Raw genomic sequence first — 14,448 nt, 5'->3', positions numbered from 1 at the left:
TCGCCTACAATCACGATACATTAAATATAAACGTTTCGGTGTGTGAAATCCGTCCGTAAGAGGGGCATGCACTCGGCGGGTATTGCTGAATGACGGTAGCTGCCATCCGTATCTGAACTCTTTTTTGGCGGATGTTTCCCGGTCAGCATGTCAGTCAAATAATTTCGGATCATACAGGTGAAGTAAATTGCCAGCGGATCATGGTCAGGCTGGTAAGCTTCGAAGGGTTTCCACATTGCGAATAAACCTTCCTGAAAGAGATCATCCTCAGGTCTGCTGATGTCCATTTTGCGTGTCTGGCAAGTGAAGTGGGAAAAAGTTACTTACGCAAATAATCGTGGTAGGGTTTCATTTCATTCCGATAAAGCTTTAGTGCCTTTTGGAAGTCACCCATGTCAATCTCCAGATAATCAAAGATCTTAAAAATAGTTTCAAAATGCGACCCACGTTTTCCTATTTCAATCCCGCCCAGAATTTCCACCTAATCAAATTCCGTCATAGAATCTGTTTTTTCATCCTAAGCACTTTTCTAACAATATTAACCCCTTCCACCCCCGTATCATGGAAAAGGAAAATAGGGATGATGCCAGGCGTCGATGTGTTGATAAGAAGAGGTTAAAGAACTTGAAAACTGCACCTTGAAACTTCATATTTCCATGAATGATGATTGCGATCCTTTATCGAATGAAAAAGCATGTTAACCATTCACAAATGGAGGGAAATTTAGTGAACATTTGGCCGGATTTTTTACAAATTCACCGAATCCCCTAAAACTGCCTTATAAGAGTCAAACAAGGTGAAGAAAATACCATTTTAACTATTTTTTCTCTTCCACGAAGCGAACCATCAAAATATGGTTTTATTCGACAAAATTAAATAAAATTTGGGAAATCAGGCACCCAAATTATAATTTTTTATCATCGATTACCTTGCTAGTGCATTTACCGGTGAAAGACAGGAGTCCAAGTCTATGTTACAAGCACGATGAAGTAAAAGAACCGTTCCCTATGCTTCCGACACCATTTTCCCGATTTCCTACCTCCATCCATTATTATCAGGGTTACATCTGGTTTATTCTCGTTATATTTCAATTCTTCCAACCAGCTTAATATCAACTTTTCGACTAATTCCAAATAATAAGTGGGGACTATTTAACGCCTACATCATTAGCATTATTTATAGATGCTTGTTTTATCATTAATATAAGATCATGAAAAGAAGACGGTAAATAGCGATGGGAATGATATGCAATATATATAGATCTTTTATAAATGTTATTTTTAAAACGAATTATCTTAATTTTTTTGGCTGGATTAGACTTTAAATAACTATCTGGCATTACTGAAACCCCTATCCCAACTTCTACTAGACTACTTGCCATTTCCAAGCTTTCGGTTTCATATAAAATATGAGGTTTAAATCCTGCAGTATTGCAAGCTTCAACTATTATTTTTCTTATTCCAAATCCGGAAAGACTGTGAATAAGGATTTCTTCTTTGAGATCAATAACATTGATGCTGTTTAAATTCGCAAATTTATGCTGTTTAGGAATAGCTAAAGAAAGTTGTTCTTGTACAATAGGAGAATACCTAAGCAGTTGATTAGATTTTATATCAGTTGTAATCCCCAAATGAATATCGTAGTTCTCAAGGGCTTCCTCGATAACTACTGGACTCATTTCCAGAATTTGAATACCAACTTCAGGATAATTTTGCTTAAATTGCTTAATAATTTGAGGCATGAAATATCTAGAAGATTCAATTATCCCTATTTTTAATTTTCCTCCTCCCGAAATTTTTATGTGTTCTAATTCCTCTACAGTGTTATCAAATTGGCTTAGTAAATGGTATACATGATCATTAAAAACTTGTCCCAGCTCGGTAAGAAATAATTCTTTTGTACTTCTTTCAAATAATTTATACCCAACTGTCTTTTCTAACCGTTTAATAGTATTACTTAATGATGGTTGAGATATATGTAGTTCTTCAGCAGCAGCAATAAACTTTTTGTTCCTTGCAACAGCTTCAAAGTATCTCAGATCTCGAATATTCACTCCTTTACCTCCCCATTTTATAGCTTAAAGTTATAAATTAATAATAAATATGTATTTGATATTATAAAATCAATGGACTAATATTACAAATATATCGTAAATTTAAAAAGTTAACATTTTAAAATGTACTATAAAGGAGGAGAACATAATTATTACATTAAATTTAGACATTATTACCTTTGCAGGTTTAGGTGCCTTGTTGCTTATGCTGGGAAATTGGGTTAGAAACAAATATAATTTCTTTTGGAAATTTTCAATTCCTGCACCAGTAATTGGTGGCTTTGGTTTTGCAATAGTTATGTTAATTCTAAGAGAAGCTAATCTAGTAATTTTTGAATTCGACGACACTTTATATGATTTATTTATGTACATTTTTTTTGTAACTATTGGATTGACTACGGGATTGAATCTTTTAAAAAAAGGTGGAAAGTTACTTTTACTATATGTATTCGTATGCTGGCTATTAGTAATTGTTCAAAATAGCGTTGGAGCAGGAGTGGCAATTTTGACAGGGACTTCTCCACTTTTGGGACTTATGGCTGGTTATGCATCCATGCAAGGTGGGCATGGTTTGGCAGGTTCTTTGGCTCCAGTTATAGAATCATTAGGAGAAAGCAGCGCTTTAACTGTAGGGATGGCTGCTGCAACTTATGGATTGATCGCGGGAGCATTAATTGGTGGCCCTGTAGGAAATTGGTTAATTAAGAAAAATAATGTAAAAGTGGAAGTAGACACAATGGATTCTGAGTATATGGGAGAATTATCACAAGAATTAGAAGGTAAAAAGGAAGATAAAGTAACCAGTCAAAATGTATTTATATCAGGGGCGATTGTTTTTATTATTCTAGCTATAGGGATTCCTACAGCTGAATGGATTACGAATATTACAGGTTTTTCGGTACCTGGTCATATCTTTAGCTTATTTTTAGGAATATTTTTTCGTTCTGTTAATGATAAATCACAGCTTGTTAAGATGTCAGATAAATCAATGGATATGATATCCACGATTTCTTTAAATATGTTTTTAGTTATGGCAATGATGAAATTGAAAATTTGGGAACTTTATGATTTAGCTATTCCATTAACGATAATACTCGTAACTCAAACAATACTAACCGTGCTTATAGCTATATTTATTATGTTTAAGTTAATGGGCAAAAATTATGAAGCAGCAATACTTGCATCAGGGTTTATTGGACATGGATTAGGAGCAACTCCCAATGGTCTTGTTGTAATGGATGCTGTATGTGAGAAATATGGTGTTTTTTCAAAAAAAGCATTTTTAATTATTCCTGTTGCAGGCACAGTATTAACCGATATTGTAGGAATACCAGTATTTCTCTTCGTAGCTAATTTATTTAGTTAATAACTCAATTAATCTAGTTATATAATCTAGTTATTTCAACATTATCACTAATAATAATGATAATGATAATGTTTGATAATAAAAAACATTACAAAGGAGAATGATTTACATGGATAACAAAGTTAATCTTCCGATAACAGGTATTTGTTCATTTGCGAAATATCCTATTTGTACTAATGTGGATGAATTAGATGCTGATATTGCAGTATTGGGTGTCCCGTACGATACGGGTGTTGGCTTTTTGAGTGGAACTAGGCTAGGGCCACGTCGAATACGAGAAGTGTCTACACATTATAGTAGGGGAGATGCTGGTTTTTATGATCCTGAATATAAAGAAACTCTATTAGGCGCTCCATGGAAAATAGTAGACTACGGCGATACTGATATTGTAACTGGTGATATTGAAACATCATTTAACAATATTGAATGGGCAGTTAAAAAGATTAGAAAAAAAGGAATTATCCCTACAATCATGGGGGGAGATCACTCCATTTCTATCCCTGTATCTCGTGCATTAGCTCCAGAAGAATCGGTATCAGTTATACAATTAGACGCTCATTTAGATTGGTCTGACGCTCCAGGAGGACAAAATTTAGGTAATGGAAGTCCTATGCGTAGAATGTCTGAAATGGGACACATAAAAGATATCACACAAATTGGATTACGAGGTTTAGGAAGTAGTAGAAAAGAAGATTTTGATGCCGCACATGAATATGGAAGCCAGTTAATTTCTGCAAAAGAAGCATATAATCTCGGAGTGAATAAGGTGGTAGAAAAAATACCTAAAGCAGATAAATATTATGTGACCATTGACATAGACTGCTTTGATATTTCATTGGCAACTGGAACTGGATCTCCTTCTCCAGGTGGGTTTTCATTTGATTTTCTTAACGATATTTTGATGGGTATCGCTGAAAAAGGAAATGTTATTTGCTTTGATCTTGTTGAAGTGGCTCCTCAATACGATCCTACTAATGCTACACCAAGAGTAGCAGCAATGACAATGTTGAATTTTATGAGCCACATTTTAAGGAATAAAAAGTAAAGGGAAGCTAGGGAACGGTTCATAAAGAGGTCAGCTGAAGTTTTGCGCGAAAAGAAGGCACAAAGGACAGATTTATTCTGCCCTTTGTGCCTTCATCTTATCTAGGGGATCTTTTTAGATTTCGTACCTTATAATATGCTTTCAAAATAAGTCCTTTACCCAAAGAGGCCTCATTGTTAAGTAGCTTTCTACGAAAATGTAAATAATCGCTTATAATGTCTATCTTTTTTCCTTATACATTTTAATATACTCAAATCCATTTTGAATATGAACGCTCATCGCCTTTTCCGCTCTGTTTGTATCTCTTGCTTTAAACGCATTAACAAGTTCCACATGCTCTTGGTATATTTGCTCTCTACGTTCAATGCCGTATGCGGAAATATTTCGATCATGGTATACTACATCATTTATTTGCGATAAAAGTATTTGTAATCGCTTATTATCGGCATATTCAAGAATTGTTTCATGTATGGATGAATTAATTTTCACTGTATCAGTAACAGAACCTGGATCCCTAGATAGATCAACCTGTTCCTGCAGTTTCTCAAGACCTTCTTCATCAATTTGTTGAACTGCCAGCTTTGTTGCCAAAACTTCTAACGCCTCACGACATTGGTATGCTTCAAATATTTCCTTCTCGGTAAATTCCTTAACTACTGTTCCCCGCCATGGAATTGTTTCAACTAATCCTTCTACCTGTAGATGTCTAAAAGCTTCTCTCACAGGAGTAGCGCTTACATTCAGTTGCTTAGCAATTTGCATTTCGTTTAACTTGGTACCTGGTTTCAGATCACCACTGACTATCCCCATCTTTATATTTTCATACACCATCACATTTAATGGTTGTCTACTCAGCGGAGCAACTCTTGATAATTTTTCAATATCCTTTTCCAACCTTTTCGCCTCCATTAATTTCCCATATATCAGCAATTCAGTTCATCTCAAAAATACACATTGTCCTCAATTATAACGAAAATTAAACAGACCTTACACACATAACTTTACATTATTCGGATTAGATATTCTTAACACCTTTAGTAAAACGGTAACCTTTTTGTATTAGTGGCACGAACATGACTAGAATAATGAATATTAAAAAACTTAACGAAACTGGTCTAGTTATAAAAATGCTTAAATCCCCACCAGAAATAATTAAAGACTGACGGAATGTATTTTCTGCAAGAGGCCCTAAAACAAGCGCCAATACTAATGCCGCCGGTGAGTAATCCCCTATTTTCATAAAAAATCCTAGAACACCAAAACCCAATAATAGCCATGTTTCTATAATACTACCATTTAGACTATATGTACCCACAATACATAGTATAAGTATAAACGGAACAAGATAACGATACGGAACCTGCAATATCTTTACAAATAAGGGGATTGCTACGATATTTACCAATAATAATATCATATTACCAAGGTACATACTGGTTATCATTCCCCATGAGAATTCAGGATTACTCTCAATCAACAGTGGACCTGGCTGTAGTCCCCACATCAAGAATGCAGCTAACAAAACTGCAGTCGAAGCGGATCCGGGAATACCAAGAGTCATTAAAGGAATCATAGCACCGGACGTTGCAGCATTGTTTGCAGTTTCAGGTGCCACCAACCCTTTCATAGCACCTTTACCAAATTTATCAGGTTCCTTAGAAAGTTTTTTTTCAATAGAATAACCAAATAATGATGCAACTGTTGCTCCAGCCCCTGGCAATACCCCTATTACAAATCCCAATATTGAATTACGAATCAAAGTAAATTTTGTTTGTAGTACCTCTTTAAAACTTGGCAAAAACTTACTCTTTGTATAGGAAAAACTAATTGTTTCAACCTTTTCTTTATGTGCACCCGTATAAACACTGTAAAAAAGTTCACCTATACCAAATATACCAATTGCTACTGGAATGAAATCAATACCATTAATCAATTCCGGCGATCCAAATGTATATCGTGGTATACCAGAAACAACATCTACCCCAACCGTTGCGATTGCGAGACCTAACAAGGCGGATAAAATCCCCCTAACTTTACTTTCCCCTGTCATCCACACCAACATCAGCATACCCATGAGCATTAACATTAGAAATTCCGGCGGACCAAAAGAGGACGCTACCTCAGCAAATGCAGGGGCTAAAGAGCTAATTAATATTACACCAACTGTTCCTCCAACAAATGAAGCAATTGCCTGCATGACTAACGCCGGACCAACCCTTCCCTGTCTTGCTAGTGGATAACCGTCAAACGTGCTGGCAACTGTAGATGAGTCCCCAGGAGTATTAATTAATATTGAAGTAATCGTACCTCCATATTGTGAACCGTAGTAAATACCTGCAAGCATGATAATAGCACTTGTCGGATTGAGTGAAAAGGTTAAAGGTAAAAGGATGGCAATCCCTGCAGAAGGACCAAATCCAGGTAGCATTCCTACAATCATCCCTACAAATGCACCAATTGTTACAAATAAAAGATTCATCGGAGTGACGGCAACTTCAAATCCTTGCATTAAATTCGATAGAATATCCATAACTAAACCTCCAGCTGTTCGCTAAAAATTAAAAAATTGCTAGTACTCCTTCTGGGAAATTAACATTTAACCAAACATTAAACATAAAATAAATAACCATTGGTGTAACAATACTTATGATAATGTTTACGGTTAATTTTTGACGATTAAACATATACAAAATAACAAACATAAATAGAATCATTGATATTACAGCACCCAAATGATTAAAGAGAAAAATGAATGCTATGCTAGCAACAAAAATAATCAATATATCTTTAAGCGTTTCCCAAGATGTTTTTTCGTTACCTTTCTTAATGCTTGCATAAAGGTTTACACCAGAAAACACTAAAAGTAATACCCCTACTATTCTTGGTAAAAATCCTTCGGCAGGAAGCCCATTCATCATAAATTGGAATTTCAATCCCAAGATCAGATAAACTAAAGAAATCAAAAATAAAGTAATGGAGAATAATATGTTCATTTTCTATGTCTCCCAATTCTAGTTTTTTATTTTGATACAAAATTGTTAGTTTACATGATTGAATTAGTTTAGCGGAACCCTGTATCACACAGGGTTCCGTGTAATTATTATTCTATTTTTCCGAGTTCTTTTAGGATACCCTCGAATGTATCACTGGTTTTCTTCAGATATTCACCGAACTCATCACCATATAATGTATACTCACTTAATCCATTTTGTTTTAAATACTTTTTCCACTCCGGTTTTTCAGCAACCTTTTTCATTGTGTCAATCCACCAGTTTCGAACGCCCTCAGATACATCACCTGCAAGAATAATGCCTCTTGGTTGAGCTACAGTTACGTCGTATCCTAATTCTTTAAATGTTGGAACATCTTCGAGTATAGGAAGTCTTTCTTCCCCCGCAAATGCTAACGGTTTCATGACTTTCCCTTCAATCTGTCCCATTGATCTGGCAGGATTTCCGACAATTGCATCAACACTTCCCGAAGTAAGTGCACTCGTTAGCTGTCCAGCTCCTTGAAAGGGAACATATTTAAAATCAAAACCAGCCTCTTTTCCTAATAAATTCGGAACAATCATTTCATCACTTACTGCACCAACTCCACCAATGCTTAGCTGTTTACTCTTCGCTTCTTTAATGAAATCTTCCAATGTCTCATATTTTGAATCATAAGGAACCAACAGTAATAAGTTATCCGTTCCTAAAAGTGCAATAGGCGTAAAAGATGAATAATCCCAATTTGTATCGGATACTAGAGGGGTTGTAATAAAACTCATACTGGTAGGTGTTGCTATATACGGATTCCCTTCTTGATTTTTAAGGTATCCCCAGCCTACTGCGCCACTTCCTCCTTTCTTATTCTCAACTTGAATATTCTCAGGATACAATTCATATTTTTCAAGAATATCAGCTACTTTACGTCCCATCATATCCGTTCCGCCACCAGGGCCAAAAGGTATGATTATCTCTAAGGATTCAGATGGGTAATTCGATTTACCTTCTGCTTTAGAAGTGTCTCCTGAGCTATCAGAACATGCAGTAAAAATAAGCACCAATACAATTAAACTGAAAGCTAACACTACCCTCTTAAACATGAAAATCCTCCCAATTAAAATTTTATCCTTCGTGATAACGCCTTCGTAATTTCAATGAAATAGCTATACACTTTAAACTCCAACATTTAGTTTAAATACAAACTTCTCCATCCTTTAATACAGTTGTTCCGTCCGCAATAAGAGTTGGTTTCGTCATGATTAAGTCATAATGACAAGCTGCTTTTGTTTCACCTCCCAACGTTATATTTGTTCCAATTCCAATGTGAACAGAACCATAGACACCTTCATCTTCTAACATTGAACCTATAAACTTACACTTCGGATTTAGCCCAATTCCAATTTCAGCTATGTTGTATACCATGTCATCATTTTTTGAGGCTAAATTGTCCTTCAAAATTTTAGCTTGATCTCCACCAGTGATAGAGGTAATAAAGCCGTTTTCGACCGTAGCCACAACAGGGTCTCTTAATACACCAATTCCAATATAAGGGATACTAGCATCGGCTACTATCTTTCCAGTTGCAGTTCCTTCTAGTGGCGACACATTTGCTTCTACTGTAGGAACAGGAGCGAATTGTCCCGAATCCACCATACATGTCATATAATTAGAACGTCTACCTTTTGCGGATACATTCAAATCTGTTCCATAAGGGGTGGTAAGCTTTATTTCCTCAGCACCCTCAATAGCCTTGGCTACTTTTTCACATGTAACAGCAGCACTAGGGAAATCTGCATTAACACCACTATCAATCAGCATCTCATCTTCAAATTGTGTCAACATGATTCCTCTTGACCCGTTCTCCACCGCATTTTTAACAGCATGGGTATGTGTGATAGAAGTATGTACAGCACTTATAAACACATCACTATCAGCCATTGCTGCTGCGATATTTTTAGGAGGATCCTGACTGTCTGATGTTCTTGGAATTATCATAGCAATTGTTGGCTCCGCCTCAATAGCATGAACGGCCGAAGCAATTGTTTCCGCAATTGTAATGGTTTTTGGTTCTGTAATAATTAGTACCTGTTCCCCCTTTTTCACCTGCGCACAAGTTTCTACTATGGTTTTAGCACCTTTACTCATTAATATTTTTTTCATGTTATCTTCCTCCAAATAAGTATATTTAAAAAACTATCGATTACTTTAAAAATACTATATTGTTTTTAGAATAATGTCAATACTATATTCTATATTTTTTAGAATTTTATAATACTATATAATATAGAATATTTATTGGTGCCTTATTTAATAGAATTTCTATTAAATGAAAACTTAATGTTATATAAGAATCCCGGAACTCTTAGAAGAGTTCCGGGATTCTTATATAAATTAGTCTTCTGCCATTCACTTTTTACTTTATTTCTGTAATAATGGTCCGCCACATTCTCAATAGCGTTACAAGAAGGGGATTCCGTACAAGATATTATTTAGTTTTTTTCAGTAAAACTTTCAAAAAATTATTTTTATCAAGGTGGTTATAGGTTTAACAAGAAAAAAAACATGTTTGAAGTTGATAAGATGACAAAAACTATTATTATTGATACAGGCATGTTATACCCTGACAAAGCAATCATGAATGCTAGTGAAAAAGCCTGTACTGAACAAAGTACAGGCTTTTTCATTCACAGTATCTTCTTTTAGAATAGTAAAGAAAGATTAGCAATCACAAAGAGAGGGTACCTTCTGTCCAGTGACTCTAACTTGCAGGCGAAACATTTTGCCTTTTGTAATGGTTATATTAATTACTTACTTTTTTCAAATACATATGCACCATTTTGAATTTCCTTAAAGCTGACTTTATCACCAATCTCAACCAGCTCTTTCATGAAAGTGGTCAATCTTATTTTATCGGTTAATTGAACCAATACTACTTGATATGGAACAAAATGAGCAAATTCGGGCGGAGCAACATATATAGTGGTAAAACTATAAACTTTACCACTTTCAGTAATGTCAATTTTATCGAATTCTGAGGTGTGGCATTTTGGGCAATAGAAACTGGATGTAATCGTTTCATAACCGCAATTTTTACATTTAAAAGCTTCCATTATTCACCCAACCTTTCCAGTATATGAACGGTTGAATATGATCCTGTTCCACCTAAATTTTGAGCTAAACCAATTCTTGCTTCATCTACCTGATTAGGCGCACTTCCTCTTAACTGAGAAACAATTTGATGCAATTGTGATATACCGGTTGCACCGATAGGATGTCCTTTTGATAATAATCCACCACTTGTGTTGATAGGTATTTCACCGTTTGGTTTTGTCTTGCCTTCTTCGACAGCCTTGTATCCCTCACGTTTATTAAAAAATCCTAATTCTTCGGAAGAAACTATTTCAGTCATTGAAAAACAGTCATGAACCTCAACAACGTCAATATCTTTCGGCCCCAAACCTGCCTTTTCATATGCTATGCACCCAGATTCTTTGACAGCAGGAATTGAAACTAAGTCTTCTACTTTTTGCATCTGGGTCGGTCCGGATGCTTGCGAACTTGCACGGAACATTATATTTGATTTTTCCCTAGATATGACAATTGCTGCCGCTCCGTCAGTTATAGGGGAACAATCAAATAGCCCCAAGGGTTCCGTTATCATTCGTGCATTCATGATTTCTTCAATAGATGTCGGCTTTTTAAATTGCGCAAATGGATTATTGACTGCATTCTCACGATTTTTCAAAGCTACCCTTGCCAGATGCTTCTTTGTTGCCCCAGTTTCATGAATATAACGATTTGCTAATACACCGAAAAACCCTGGAAACGTAAGACCCGCATGTTTCTCGTTTGAATCATTGTCCATTGCGGAGTTAATAGCCTGTGTGACTTCAATTGTGGAAACATGTTTCATCTTTTCTACTCCCGATACAAGTACAGTATCATATTCTCCACTCAGGATTCCAAGTATGCCCTGCCTCACAGCAATACCTCCAGAAGCACATGCCCCCTCAACTTTTGCAGTTGGTATATATCCTAATCCTAAATCATTGGCAACTATTGCTCCTAATATCTCTTGATTATAAACCGATCCGCCCATAAAGTTACCAACAAATACTGCATCAACTTTGGGATTACCTGCATCCTCCAGAGCACTATAAGATGCATCCAAAAGTATATCCTTCATAGTACGGCCCCCAAGATTACCAAACTCTGTCATGCCGATACCATGTACGTAAGTATTCATCAGTTCATCACCTCTAAATGCTTTTTACGAAGTTCCCGTTTAAGGATTTTTCCATATGGACTTTTGGGTAGACTTTCAGTTATATGCACTTCCTTAGGCTTTTTAAAGCTTGCTAAATGGTTTTTGCAAAGTTCAATTAATTGATCGGGCTCCACACTTTCTATTCCATTTAAAACTACATAGGCTACTATCGACTCTCCCCACTTCTCATCAGGCACTCCAATAACACATGTTTCTTTTATACCAGTATGTTTATTTAGTACTTCTTCCACTTCCCGGGGATAAATGTTGACACCCCCGGAAATAATAACATCTTTAATTCTATCAACAATATGCAAATACCCTTGGTTACTAACCCAGCCAAGATCACCAGTTTGCAACCACCCATTCTTTAAAGTTTTAGCAGTTCCTTGTTCATTATTCCAATATCCCTGCATAACAAGTGACCCTTTACAAACGATTTCCCCAACCCCTCCAGCTGGTAATTCATGTCCTTTTTCATTCACAATTCTCATGTCTACAAAAGGACCAGTTCTACCACATGACTCCAGTCGTCCAGGTAACTCATTACGAGGCATAATGGTAATACACATTGGTGCTTCAACCTGACCATACGTTTCAACAAATTTTGTTCCCAATCTTTCTATTGCCAACCTCAACTTACTCGAGGCGATCGGGGAACCAGCCATGTTAATCGATTTTATTGAATCCAGTTTTTTTGGACTGAATTCTGGGTGTTGAATCATTAAATTTACCATGGTTGGAACCATAAAAGTAACGGAAATTTCATCCCGTTGAATATCATCAATAAATTCCTCAGGTTGAAATTTATTGTAAATAACCTGCGTTGTACCGTGAAGCCAAGCTACATGTGATAAAAAATTGCTTCCATGTGTTAAAGGTGCAACATGACCAATAGTGTCCTGATTATTGACCTCACATACCTGACTTAGGGATAAAGCACCCGCCAACATATTTCTGTGACTTAGCATAACGCCTTTGGGATTACCAGTAGTCCCAGATGTATACATAATTGAAAATAAATCATTTTCATCAACATCTTCATCTATTATTTGACCTGAATATTGCTTCAGGGCTTCATCATAAGGTTCGCCAATATATAAACTTTTTAATTCAGCATCAATTGGTTCAATTAATTTTTGTTCACCGATTAAAAATGATACTCCAGCATCTTCTATCATAAATTTATGCTCATTTGGGTGTAGTTTGAAATTCAAAGGCACTTTAACAAAACCACCGAAAGCTGCCGCAAGATCCAATTCTGCATATTCAAGTGTGTTTGACATCAACAAACCAAATCGGTCACCTTTTTTAAGTCCTTCGGCAGAGAGCATCGTGGCAATAGCCATCGCCCTATTGTAAAGTGTGCTATACAAAATTGTTCTATCTTTAAACTTGACAGCTGTCTTATCAGGATATGCTTTTATAACTTTTTTTGCTTGTGATCCTATAGTTTCCATGATTGAACTTATCCCCTTTCTGAAAATTGAAATACTGGAAGGTTCAATGATGAATCAGTCTTCCGTTTTAAATAGATATCATGGACTGGATGAAGAGTAAACTCTATAGTCACTGCGGTCGGGTTCTCCCCCCGTAAAAAGTGACCACCTGAAATATTTCCATCACTATCTACATACATGCCATGATAATGAACGTCCAATTCATCATGTTCATCCAATCCTATAAATCCCTTACCAGCCAATAATTCAACTGGCTTCTCCACATAGATTGGCTCACTATAGCGAAGTTCTTTATTATCATTTCGCTTTAATTGCACATAACCCACTCTTTTCAATGACCCGATGCAATCAAATGCCGCAGTTTGTACGTTATGCTGCTTACAGACTGCTAACAAACCTTCAAAAAGGTCCACCCCCTTTGTTAGTCGACCCATAATACATTGGGCGTTACTACCTTTAATACTTTCAATATAATGCTCATCATTCCTATCAGCCAATACTCACACCACCATCAATCCTTAATGTTTGTGCAGTCGTATATCCAGAAGATGGTGAAGCAAAATAACATACAGCCTCAGCTATATCTTCCGGTTGCCCCATGCGCTTGATTACTTGTTGATCGAAATTATATGCCAATCCCTGTGTAATTCCCGTTTCCGTTGCCCCAGGAGCTACTGAATTACAAGTAATCCCTACCTCACCTAATTCTTTTGCTATCCATTTTGTTAAAGCAATAATAGCGCCTTTAGAAGCTGCATATGCGGGACCAGATCTTCCTTTTTTTGATCCTTGATGATTGGATAATACACCCCCATTAATACCTGATACAGAACTGATGTTTACTATACGACCATATTTATTTTCTAACATATGGGGGTATATTACAGCCTGCATAAATAAATATGCTGCCTTAACATTGGTTTCCATATCCCGATCCCAAATATCTTCCGTTATTTCCTCAAGATCTACCCGACCACAAGTACCAGCGTTATTAATTAAAATGTGAATTGCACCAAATTCTTTTACTGTATCATCAACTACACTTTGTACAAATGACGCTTCCCGAATATCACCCAGCTTCTGCATTACATCTACGTTGTCATTAATCCTGTGAACTCTCTCAATTGTATTTTTACAAGAATTCAAATCTACTAATATTACATTAACACCTTGTTTTGCTAGTTTGATCGCCGCAGCCGCACCTATTCCCCCAGCAGCTCCTGTTACTATTGCCACCTGATTTCTCATATCCATTGTTATCCTCCTC

General features: G+C 36.2%; 14 protein-coding genes. 2 read left to right on the top strand and 12 right to left on the bottom strand.

Going from position 1 to position 14,448, the window contains the following annotated elements; translation table 11 throughout:
• Nucleotides 1–20 precede the first annotated feature (20 nt).
• On the bottom strand, nt 21–287 hold the full coding sequence (locus ABD010_RS14780; protein WP_343814732.1) for a sigma factor: 267 nt from the start codon (nt 285–287) through the stop codon (nt 21–23).
• Between the two features lie 860 nt (nt 288–1,147).
• Entirely contained in the window at nt 1,148–2,053 is a 906-nt protein-coding gene (locus ABD010_RS14775; protein ID WP_343814729.1) for a LysR family transcriptional regulator, read from the bottom strand.
• Between the two features lie 115 nt (nt 2,054–2,168).
• Between ABD010_RS14775 and ABD010_RS14770 the strand changes: the two genes are divergently transcribed.
• Both ABD010_RS14770 and ABD010_RS14765 read left to right on the top strand, forming a co-directional pair.
• Complete coding sequence (locus ABD010_RS14770; RefSeq protein WP_343814738.1) at nt 2,169–3,419, top strand: sodium/glutamate symporter; 1,251 nt, start codon at nt 2,169–2,171, stop codon at nt 3,417–3,419.
• A 109-nt stretch (nt 3,420–3,528) separates the two neighbouring features.
• Nucleotides 3,529–4,464: an agmatinase gene (locus ABD010_RS14765; RefSeq protein WP_343814726.1), complete on the top strand. Its 936-nt coding sequence runs from the start codon at nt 3,529–3,531 to the stop codon at nt 4,462–4,464.
• A gap of 219 nt (nt 4,465–4,683) precedes the next feature.
• Here the strand turns inward: ABD010_RS14765 and ABD010_RS14760 are convergent, their stop codons facing one another.
• The 10 genes from ABD010_RS14760 to ABD010_RS14715 all read right to left on the bottom strand — a co-directional run bounded on the left by ABD010_RS14760 (nt 4,684) and on the right by ABD010_RS14715 (nt 14,435).
• Nucleotides 4,684–5,358, bottom strand: a complete 675-nt coding sequence (locus ABD010_RS14760; RefSeq protein ID WP_343814724.1) for a GntR family transcriptional regulator — start codon at nt 5,356–5,358, stop codon at nt 4,684–4,686.
• A gap of 121 nt (nt 5,359–5,479) precedes the next feature.
• Nucleotides 5,480–6,994, bottom strand: coding sequence for a tripartite tricarboxylate transporter permease (locus ABD010_RS14755; RefSeq protein ID WP_343814721.1), 1,515 nt, complete (start codon nt 6,992–6,994; stop codon nt 5,480–5,482).
• Nucleotides 6,995–7,022: 28 nt separating this feature from the next.
• Nucleotides 7,023–7,457, bottom strand: coding sequence for a tripartite tricarboxylate transporter TctB family protein (locus tag ABD010_RS14750; RefSeq protein WP_343814718.1), 435 nt, complete (start codon nt 7,455–7,457; stop codon nt 7,023–7,025).
• Between the two features lie 107 nt (nt 7,458–7,564).
• Nucleotides 7,565–8,554, bottom strand: coding sequence for a Bug family tripartite tricarboxylate transporter substrate binding protein (locus tag ABD010_RS14745; RefSeq protein ID WP_343814715.1), 990 nt, complete (start codon nt 8,552–8,554; stop codon nt 7,565–7,567).
• Between the two features lie 91 nt (nt 8,555–8,645).
• Nucleotides 8,646–9,614, bottom strand: a complete 969-nt coding sequence (locus ABD010_RS14740; RefSeq protein ID WP_343814712.1) for an aminopeptidase — start codon at nt 9,612–9,614, stop codon at nt 8,646–8,648.
• A 644-nt stretch (nt 9,615–10,258) separates the two neighbouring features.
• Complete coding sequence (locus ABD010_RS14735; protein ID WP_343814709.1) at nt 10,259–10,564, bottom strand: Zn-ribbon domain-containing OB-fold protein; 306 nt, start codon at nt 10,562–10,564, stop codon at nt 10,259–10,261.
• On the bottom strand, nt 10,564–11,700 hold the full coding sequence (locus ABD010_RS14730) for a thiolase C-terminal domain-containing protein (protein ID WP_343814706.1): 1,137 nt from the start codon (nt 11,698–11,700) through the stop codon (nt 10,564–10,566). The genes ABD010_RS14735 and ABD010_RS14730 overlap by 1 nt, the downstream gene beginning before the upstream one ends.
• A complete protein-coding gene (locus ABD010_RS14725) occupies nt 11,700–13,181 on the bottom strand; it encodes a class I adenylate-forming enzyme family protein (protein ID WP_343814703.1) in 1,482 nt (493 codons plus the stop codon). The genes ABD010_RS14730 and ABD010_RS14725 overlap by 1 nt, the downstream gene beginning before the upstream one ends.
• A gap of 8 nt (nt 13,182–13,189) precedes the next feature.
• A complete protein-coding gene (locus ABD010_RS14720) occupies nt 13,190–13,678 on the bottom strand; it encodes a PPC domain-containing DNA-binding protein (RefSeq protein WP_343814700.1) in 489 nt (162 codons plus the stop codon).
• The gene (locus tag ABD010_RS14715; protein ID WP_343814697.1) at nt 13,671–14,435 is read right to left on the bottom strand and encodes an SDR family NAD(P)-dependent oxidoreductase; all 765 of its coding nucleotides are present in this window, start codon (nt 14,433–14,435) and stop codon (nt 13,671–13,673) included. Before ABD010_RS14715 ends, ABD010_RS14720 begins: the two co-directional genes overlap by 8 nt.
• Between the last annotated feature and the right edge of the window lie 13 nt (nt 14,436–14,448).

The sequence above is a fragment of the Virgibacillus siamensis genome (genome assembly GCF_039522605.1).
GTDB lineage: Bacteria > Bacillota > Bacilli > Bacillales > Amphibacillaceae > Lentibacillus > Lentibacillus siamensis.
Note: the sequence above shows the minus strand (reverse complement) of the source record. Positions and strands in the feature narration are given on the sequence as shown.

What these genes read in the sequence shown, in the direction of transcription:
- ABD010_RS14750 (WP_343814718.1), bottom strand. Translation starts at nt 7,457, where the DNA reads ATGAACATATTATTCTCCATTACTTTATTTTTGATTTCTTTAGTTTAT.
- ABD010_RS14715 (WP_343814697.1), bottom strand. Translation starts at nt 14,435, where the DNA reads ATGGATATGAGAAATCAGGTGGCAATAGTAACAGGAGCTGCTGGGGGA.
- ABD010_RS14755 (WP_343814721.1), bottom strand. Translation starts at nt 6,994, where the DNA reads ATGGATATTCTATCGAATTTAATGCAAGGATTTGAAGTTGCCGTCACT.
- ABD010_RS14735 (WP_343814709.1), bottom strand. Translation starts at nt 10,564, where the DNA reads ATGGAAGCTTTTAAATGTAAAAATTGCGGTTATGAAACGATTACATCC.
- ABD010_RS14780 (WP_343814732.1), bottom strand. Translation starts at nt 287, where the DNA reads ATGGACATCAGCAGACCTGAGGATGATCTCTTTCAGGAAGGTTTATTC.
- ABD010_RS14730 (WP_343814706.1), bottom strand. Translation starts at nt 11,700, where the DNA reads ATGAATACTTACGTACATGGTATCGGCATGACAGAGTTTGGTAATCTT.
- ABD010_RS14745 (WP_343814715.1), bottom strand. Translation starts at nt 8,554, where the DNA reads ATGTTTAAGAGGGTAGTGTTAGCTTTCAGTTTAATTGTATTGGTGCTT.
- ABD010_RS14740 (WP_343814712.1), bottom strand. Translation starts at nt 9,614, where the DNA reads ATGAAAAAAATATTAATGAGTAAAGGTGCTAAAACCATAGTAGAAACT.
- ABD010_RS14765 (WP_343814726.1), top strand. Translation starts at nt 3,529, where the DNA reads ATGGATAACAAAGTTAATCTTCCGATAACAGGTATTTGTTCATTTGCG.
- ABD010_RS14725 (WP_343814703.1), bottom strand. Translation starts at nt 13,181, where the DNA reads ATGGAAACTATAGGATCACAAGCAAAAAAAGTTATAAAAGCATATCCT.